The organism is Succinivibrio dextrinosolvens (assembly GCF_900116345.1).
GTDB lineage: Bacteria > Pseudomonadota > Gammaproteobacteria > Enterobacterales > Succinivibrionaceae > Succinivibrio > Succinivibrio dextrinosolvens_B.
Map to the genome: position 1 here is coordinate 60,831 of NZ_FPAH01000013.1, position 7,400 is coordinate 68,230.

The window sequence follows — 7,400 nt, forward strand, 5'->3', positions numbered from 1 at the left end:
AACAATCAAAATAAATAAACATAAAGACAGTAGACACAAGAATAATTCTGCATGAGGGATGTGCTATGACAAAGGCAAATTTATTCTTAATCGCTCTTACTGTAATTACAGCAATAGCTTCAGTAACAATAAGTGCCATAAAAGACGAACCAACCACAGTAACTAGAGTTAATAGCTCATTTACTTTGGATCGTTAGTTGTTATTGGTTATTAGGTTAGTAGGCATAGATCCTATAGGTAGGATCTATGCCTATTATCGTTTAATGAGTCTTAACATCTGATAAATTATAGCTTGTGGATGAGGGGTGATATCCATATTCATTCGCTTGTCAGGGCAAATCTTGCTTTCTTGCTTTTTAAATATATTTTTATTGCATTACTTAATGACGAGCAAAATGTCTATGTATAGAACAATTTGCTAACTTAGACGGTACATTTCTATTCTGTAATATTGTCTTTTAATCACATTAATAGATGCGTGCATTAAAAAGGCGTTGAGCATTGATCACTAAAGAAACGCGAGTAATCAAAGATTGCTGCAACGCAAGACAGAGTTTTATGTTTTGAGGTGAATCGAAGGATAAAAAAGTCCCTCCATATATGTTATAGAGGGAACAATTTTAGAATTTATACTATGTTTTCAGTGGTATTACCACCAAGCTTCAACCTGAACACCAAACATTAAGTTGTGGTTGTAATCAACCTTGCCATCTTCGTTTGTGTAGTTTGTCAGGTTAACTGGCTCTCTAACACCGTCGTTGGTAACAGTTCCATGGATATATGAAGTAAATATTCTGATTTCTGGTCTTGACCACATATTAGAAGCATCAGGAGTAATACCATAAGCCATAGTTAACTTCTGACCCTTTTCTTTATTCTTTGTTCCATTGGCAAGCTTGGTTACGTCATAATATGCTCCAGCTTCCCAAATTAAACGGGTCATCTTGGTTAACTGATAATATGGACGAACTACGAAAGAGTAGGTTGTTGTCTTCTTATGATCTGCATAGCCTGCTGAATGAGCAATGTTCTCAACATGCTGGAATTTGAATTTGTCAGTAATTGAAACATCACCAGTGTTGATTATACGATGGCCGTTTGCTCCGTTTGCGTTTCCATCGTAATCTAACCAGTTACCGGTGCCGTAGTGAACTCCTGCAGCGTTTGAGCCGTGCATCCACTGGTAAACAGTCTTGTTCCATCCACCGTTAAAGCCGACATTTAACTCGATATCGAAAGTATTTGCGTTTTTAACCTCATTCTTTAGATATGAATGTTTGTTATCTCGCTCGGCAATGTAATAGGTGTCAGCAATCTGTAGATTTGCATCATCAAATACGCTGAAGTTATAACGTGCATCAAGCTTGTTTACAGATACAAAAGTCTTATAAGATTTCTTTGTCTCATCTGAATAGCTGTTTGCTGCATCGTCTTGACGAATCCATGCTAAATCTAACTTACCAGGACCAACAGATAGACCATCTAAACCTGCGCCGTATCCAGAGATGTCATAATAGTACATATCTGTAATATGGATATCTTCACGTTTGTAGAATCTTTTACCAACCCATACAGATGCATCTTTATCCCATTCAAGTACACCCTTTGCATTAACAAATAATTCACGCAATGCAAAATGGTTATGATTTGCACTGGTATCATCACCATCGGTTGACTGCCAATCCTGATTACGCTTATTGTCTGCAACTGTAAATCTTGAGTTTACAGTCCAGACTGTATCATCAACTTTAATAATATCTGAAGCTAAAGCTATTTCACCGTAGGTATCATTCTCGTTACCAAGTCTTCCAACTTTATTTACGTTAAATTTAGCCATCTGGCCTCCTTTACCGTGGAAGACTCCAGATCTTAGGTAACCGTTGAAGTAGATGTTTGGAGTGTAATCTGCATATGCTGCAGGCATAGAAGTGACGGCTGCAAACATAGCTGCAGCTATTAGACTGATTTTCTTCATTTTATATATCCCAATAATATTAGTAAGTTATAGTTCTGAAATGCGATGCTAATTTCAAAAATACTGAAAATGAAATTTCGGTATTTAAGTTCTTCAAATTAACTTCACAGTTTTTCTTCAGACTATTTTTATTTGATCTCAACGGATCTTTTTTTATTACCTAAAAAATCTAAAGAAATTATCAAGATCTTTCTCTAGAAGTTTTTAAGTGCTTTTTATTTTGTTTAATTTTTTTTTATTCTTCAAATATGAAAAATAAAATTAGTGATCTAAAACACAAAAAAATCAAAAAATAGCGTTGATAAAATGGGAAATAAATCACAGAATAATGTGTTATAAAAAAAAATATATATAACAATTCATTTTTAAACTGTTTTTGATTATTGAATATTTATGACAATATCGAATTTTTGATGATGAATATAATTTATTGCCTTATTTTGTCATTTTGTAATTTGATTTTTTGAGATATAGCTTCACAAAAATTCGTGATATATTACAAAAATTATGATTTTTATCTATATGGCTATAATAAAATCAAGAAAAATTTGCGAGATGTTGTCATAATGCACAAATCGAAAATAGTGTGATTTTTATGGCTTTTCGCTATAGAATAGCGTGAATTAAAACAGATTAGATTTTGTGTTATTAATCACTATTGTGTGAATTTTTAATGCAAAAATATTAAAGGGACATATTTCGGCTTTTCTGGTGTAATGATAATGAGTAAATTATCAAAGTTTCTTTCATTGATTTTCTTTGCATTTCTTTCTACAAAGTCATTTGCAATTCATGAACTTGTTGTCTGGGAAGATGAAAAAAAGGCAAAGGGAATTGAACAGGCTGTTGCTGATTTTGAGCGCGAATTTCACTGTAAGGTTACAGTAAAGGAAATCCCGTTTGTATCACAGATCGATAAATTAAGACTTGATGGTCCATCTGGTTCTGGTCCTGATGTTTTTATGATTCCCTCAGATCGAATTGGATCTGCTGTTGTTCAGGGACTGGTTGCTCCAATAAAATTTATGGATGAGGACCAGGATAAATATATCGCATCCTCTGTTTCAGCTTTTACTCATAATGGAGAAATTTACGCTGTTCCTAAAGTTGTTGAGACTTTAATCCTTATCTATAACAAATCAATTCTTCGTAATCCGTTTGATACTTTAGATGAGTATTTTGATTATTCCAAAAAGAGAGTTAATCAGGGCAACAACGAATATGGACTTCTGGTTAAATGGGATCTTCTTTACTATGTTTTCAGTCTTATGCAGCCATATGGCGGTTATGTTTTTGGCTTGGATAAAGATGGAAATCTTGACGCTGACGATGTAGGCCTGGCTAATGACGGTGCAATTGAAGGTGTTGAGATTGCAAAGCAGTTTTATGATAACTCCTGTTTCCCTGATTCTATTCTTGGCGAGGATGGCACATATGAACAGGATAATATTTTTTCCTCAGGAAAAGCTGCTGCAGTTATCACTGGTCCTTGGGCTTTAGATTACTACAAGTCTGCTAATATAGATTATGGCGTTACACCTCTTCCTGTACTGCAAAATGGAAAGCCAATGAGCTCTTTCTTAGGTGTTAAGGGCTACGCTATTTCAACCTGGGCTAATGATTATGATTTGGCAGAAGATTTTTTAAAATTTATCAATCAGCCTAAATATGTTAAACAGAGGTATTTAGCAACTAACGAAATTCCTCCTGTGAAGGCTGTTATGATTGATCCGATCATTACCAATAATGATGTTGCTAATGCAATTGCAGTTCAGGCAAGCAGAGCTATTCCTACTCCATCTATTCCAGAAATGGCAGAGGTATGGACTCCAATGAATGTATCTCTTCGTTCAATTTTTGAGAAGAAGATGTCTGTAAGAGATGCTCTTAATACTGCTGTAGAGCAGGTTCATTATCAGATTGACGCTTTCAAATCCGGACTCTAATCAAAAAAAGCGGTCGCATTATTGCGACCGTTGATCTGTTTCTTTTCTATTAAGCCTTTAGGCACTCAACTGCCTGTCTTTCAACTCCAAGACATAGTACATATCTTTCCAGGAACTTATCAAAACCTGCAACTCCTGCTGGAGTAGGATCGATCTTAGAACCATCTGCATCCTTGAATACTTTCTGATCTAGGAACTGAGGCAGAGTCTGCTTGTTGTTCTCTGCTGTTGCATAAGCTGCAAGCAGGGCAATACCCCAAGCACCGCCTTCACCTGCAGTGGTCATAACCCATACAGGAGTATTTAAAGCATCTGCCATGATTGACTGACCAACACCCTTGGTCTTGAAAAGACCGCCGTGACCTAATAATTTATCAATCTTTACATTCTCACCCTTTAGAATGTTCATACCGATTCTGATTGCACCTAAGGAAGTATTCAGGTTTGCTCTGAAAAGGTTGGCAACGTTGAATTTTGAGTTTGGCATTCTGGCAAGAAGAGGTCTGCCTTCTGGCATATTGGTAATGTTTTCGCCTGACAGATAACCGTAAGTAATGATGCCGTCACAGTCAGGTGCACCGTTATTCAGAGCTTCGTTATATAGAGTCTTGAATAAGGTTGTAGTATCCATCTCGATGTTTGCAGCTCTCAGGAAGTCTGCAAACAAACCGACCCAGGAGTTAAGATCAGAAGTACAGTTATTAGCGTGAACCATAGCAACCTGAAGTCCGTCTGGAGTGGTAACGCAGTCGATTTCTCTGTGAAGCTTCTGTAATGCTTTCTCTAGAACAACCATTGCAAAGATGGATGTACCTGCAGATACGTTTCCGGTTCTTACTGCAACAGAGTTGGTAGCAACCATACCGGTACCAGCATCTCCTTCTGGAGGACAGAGTAGGCATCCTGCCTGTAGATTACCTGATGTATCAAGCAACTTTGCACCCTCGGCGGTTAAGGTTCCAGCATTCTCACCTGCGGTTAATACCTTAGGTAATAGCTGCTCTAGGGTATAAGGTAATTTTTCGTCCTTGAGAAGCTGATTGAATTTATTTAGGTATTCCTGATTGTAATCCATCTTGTCTGAATCAATAGGGAACATACCTGCAGCATCACCAACACCTAGTACTTTTTCTCCTGTAAGTTTCCAGTGAACATAACCTGCTAAGGTAGTGAAGAAATCAACTTTAGAGATGTGATCCTCTTTATTCAGGATGCACTGATATAAGTGTGAAATACTCCAGCGCTCTGGAATGTTGAACTGGAATAAATCAGTTAATTTTGCAGCAGCTTCAGAAGTATTTGCATTTCTCCAGGTTCTGAACTGTGCTAACTGATTGCCATCCTTATCAAATGCCATATAGCCGTGCATCATTGCAGAGAAACCGATAGAAGCCAGTTTGTTGATAACAACACCATACTGGTTCTTAACATCTTTTAAAAGATCCTGATAGCAATCCTGAAGACCTGTCCAGATATCATCTAAATGATAGGTCCAGAATCCGTTTTCTAGACGGTTTTCCCACTCGTGTGCTCCCTGAGCAACAGGTTTGAAATCCTCTGGATTGATAAGAACTGCTTTGATACGGGTTGAACCGAATTCAATACCTAAAATGGCCTTGCCTTCGGAAATGATATTTTTAATGTCTGACATTTGTATTCTCACTTATGTATTATAATGTTGAACGGATTTAGTATGTATAATACTATAAAACACAAACGTTTGCATAGTTGTTATTTATCTCACTTTTTGAAGAAAAATATTTATTCAATATTTCTTTATTATCAATGTAGATACAGTAATTTTAATGCTTGTAAGATAGTTTTCGGTGTTTTAATAATTATTAAAAATTGAAAACGATGACAGTAAGGATTGTTATGCGATATTTGGTTTTATCGGATATTCATGGTGGATCAGAGGAATTAAAACAGGCTCTGCATTTTTTTAATAAATTTAACTGCGATTTTTTAATTCTTTTAGGTGATCTTCTGAATCATGGTCCAAGAAACAAACTTCCTGCCTCATATGATCCTATGATCGTCGGGGATATACTCAATCAGTATAAGGATAAAGTCATTTCGATCCGTGGCAACTGCGACAGTGAAGTGGATGGAATGGTTTTTGATTTTCCCTGCAATGCAGCCTACGGATATATAGTACTTTTGACAGATAAAGGATTAAAGAAAGTCTTTCTGACCCATGGTCATCTTCATAAGATTGAAACAAAGGAACAGATTTCAAAACTAGGTCTTAATCCTGGAGATATTGTTTTGTCCGGACATACTCATGTCTCAGGAATTTTTCACAAAGATAGCGGAGTTATAAACATAAATCCGGGCTCGATCTCAATTCCAAAAGGCGGAACTCAAAAAGGATTTGCATTGATAAGTGAAAATGCAATAGAGTTGTACGATCTGAATGGTAATTTATTGAATTCATATAACTTTAAGGAGTAATTTCAAATGCTAGCTACATCAATTGATTTAGTTTCAAAGTACGATTATCTTGAAGAGAAATTTAAAGCTGCATATAAATGGCTTGCTGAGCATGACATCAAAAATATGGAAGATGGCAAGTATGTAGTAATGGATGGTGTCTTTGCCATGGTTCAGCGTTATGAGACAATTGATTTTTCAGAGGCTAGATTTGAATCTCATAAAGAATATTTTGATGTTCAGTATATTGCCGAAGGAAAAGAAAGTTTTGGTATGGCTTTAGTTAAGGACTGTAAGTTAAATGAGTCTGTACCAGATAATGACGTTTATTTTTATGACACTCCTGAATTCTATACTAAGGTAAATCTTAAGGCCGGTGATCTGGTAGTTGTTCCTCCTGAGGAGGCCCATCAGCCAAGAGCCTGTTATAACGGCGAAAAAATGACTGTTGTTAAGGTTGTTGTAAAGGTTAAGATTTAATTTTTAGAAAAAATATTTAAAAAAAATTAAAAAAACATTTGACATAGGTCAAAAAAAGTCTATAATGCATTTCCGTTGTCACGAACGACAACGACAAATAAAACCAAGCGTTTTAAAAGTTCTTTAAAAACAAGTACGGACAATCTGTGTGGGCCCTCGGAAGAGGGAAACAAAAGAGATAGAGAAGGCAAGAGCTGAGGGACTATCAAAAAAATTAAATCAAAATCTTTTTTATCGAAGAGTTTGATCATGGCTCAGATTGAACGCTGGCGGCAGGCCTAATACATGCAAGTCGAACGGTAACATAGGAAAAGCTTGCTTTTCCTGATGACGAGTGGCGGACGGGTGAGTAAAGTTTGGGAAGCTACCTGATAGAGGGGGACAACAGTTGGAAACGACTGCTAATACCGCATACAGCCTGAGGGTGAAAGCAGCGATGCGCTATCAGATGCGCCCAAATGGGATTAGCTAGTAGGTGAGGTAAAGGCTCACCTAGGCGACGATCTCTAGCTGGTCTGAGAGGATGATCAGCCACATTGGGACTGAGACACGGCCCAGACTCCTAC

Annotated in this window: 5 protein-coding genes and 1 rRNA gene; 4 read left to right on the forward strand and 2 right to left on the reverse strand. The window is 36.8% G+C overall.

Going from position 1 to position 7,400, the window contains the following annotated elements; all coding sequences use genetic code 11:
* Window positions 1-649: 649 nt before the first annotated feature.
* On the reverse strand, window positions 650-1,975 hold the full coding sequence (locus BM308_RS06015) for a carbohydrate porin (protein ID WP_074943709.1): 1,326 nt from the start codon (window positions 1,973-1,975) through the stop codon (window positions 650-652).
* A 722-nt stretch (window positions 1,976-2,697) separates the two neighbouring features.
* On the opposite strand from BM308_RS06015, the gene BM308_RS06020 reads away from it, so the two are divergent.
* Complete coding sequence (locus BM308_RS06020; protein ID WP_083425472.1) at window positions 2,698-3,921, forward strand: extracellular solute-binding protein; 1,224 nt, start codon at window positions 2,698-2,700, stop codon at window positions 3,919-3,921.
* Window positions 3,922-3,970: 49 nt separating this feature from the next.
* Here BM308_RS06020 and BM308_RS06025 read toward each other — a convergent pair whose 3' ends face one another.
* The gene (locus tag BM308_RS06025) at window positions 3,971-5,572 is read right to left on the reverse strand and encodes a xylulokinase (protein WP_074943713.1); all 1,602 of its coding nucleotides are present in this window, start codon (window positions 5,570-5,572) and stop codon (window positions 3,971-3,973) included.
* Window positions 5,573-5,796: 224 nt separating this feature from the next.
* On the opposite strand from BM308_RS06025, the gene yfcE reads away from it, so the two are divergent.
* From yfcE to BM308_RS06040, 3 genes are all read left to right on the forward strand, one after another.
* The gene (gene yfcE / locus BM308_RS06030; RefSeq protein WP_074943715.1) at window positions 5,797-6,375 is read left to right on the forward strand and encodes a phosphodiesterase; all 579 of its coding nucleotides are present in this window, start codon (window positions 5,797-5,799) and stop codon (window positions 6,373-6,375) included.
* 6 nt (window positions 6,376-6,381) lie between these two features.
* A complete protein-coding gene (locus tag BM308_RS06035) occupies window positions 6,382-6,834 on the forward strand; it encodes a NanQ anomerase/TabA/YiaL family protein (protein WP_074943717.1) in 453 nt (150 codons plus the stop codon).
* Window positions 6,835-7,065: 231 nt separating this feature from the next.
* A 16S ribosomal RNA gene (locus BM308_RS06040) occupies window positions 7,066-7,400 on the forward strand; the annotation flags it as partial.

What these genes read in the sequence shown, in the direction of transcription:
- BM308_RS06025 (WP_074943713.1), bottom strand. Translation starts at nt 5,572, where the DNA reads ATGTCAGACATTAAAAATATCATTTCCGAAGGCAAGGCCATTTTAGGT.
- BM308_RS06035 (WP_074943717.1), top strand. Translation starts at nt 6,382, where the DNA reads ATGCTAGCTACATCAATTGATTTAGTTTCAAAGTACGATTATCTTGAA.
- BM308_RS06020 (WP_083425472.1), top strand. Translation starts at nt 2,698, where the DNA reads ATGAGTAAATTATCAAAGTTTCTTTCATTGATTTTCTTTGCATTTCTT.
- yfcE (WP_074943715.1), top strand. Translation starts at nt 5,797, where the DNA reads ATGCGATATTTGGTTTTATCGGATATTCATGGTGGATCAGAGGAATTA.
- BM308_RS06015 (WP_074943709.1), bottom strand. Translation starts at nt 1,975, where the DNA reads ATGAAGAAAATCAGTCTAATAGCTGCAGCTATGTTTGCAGCCGTCACT.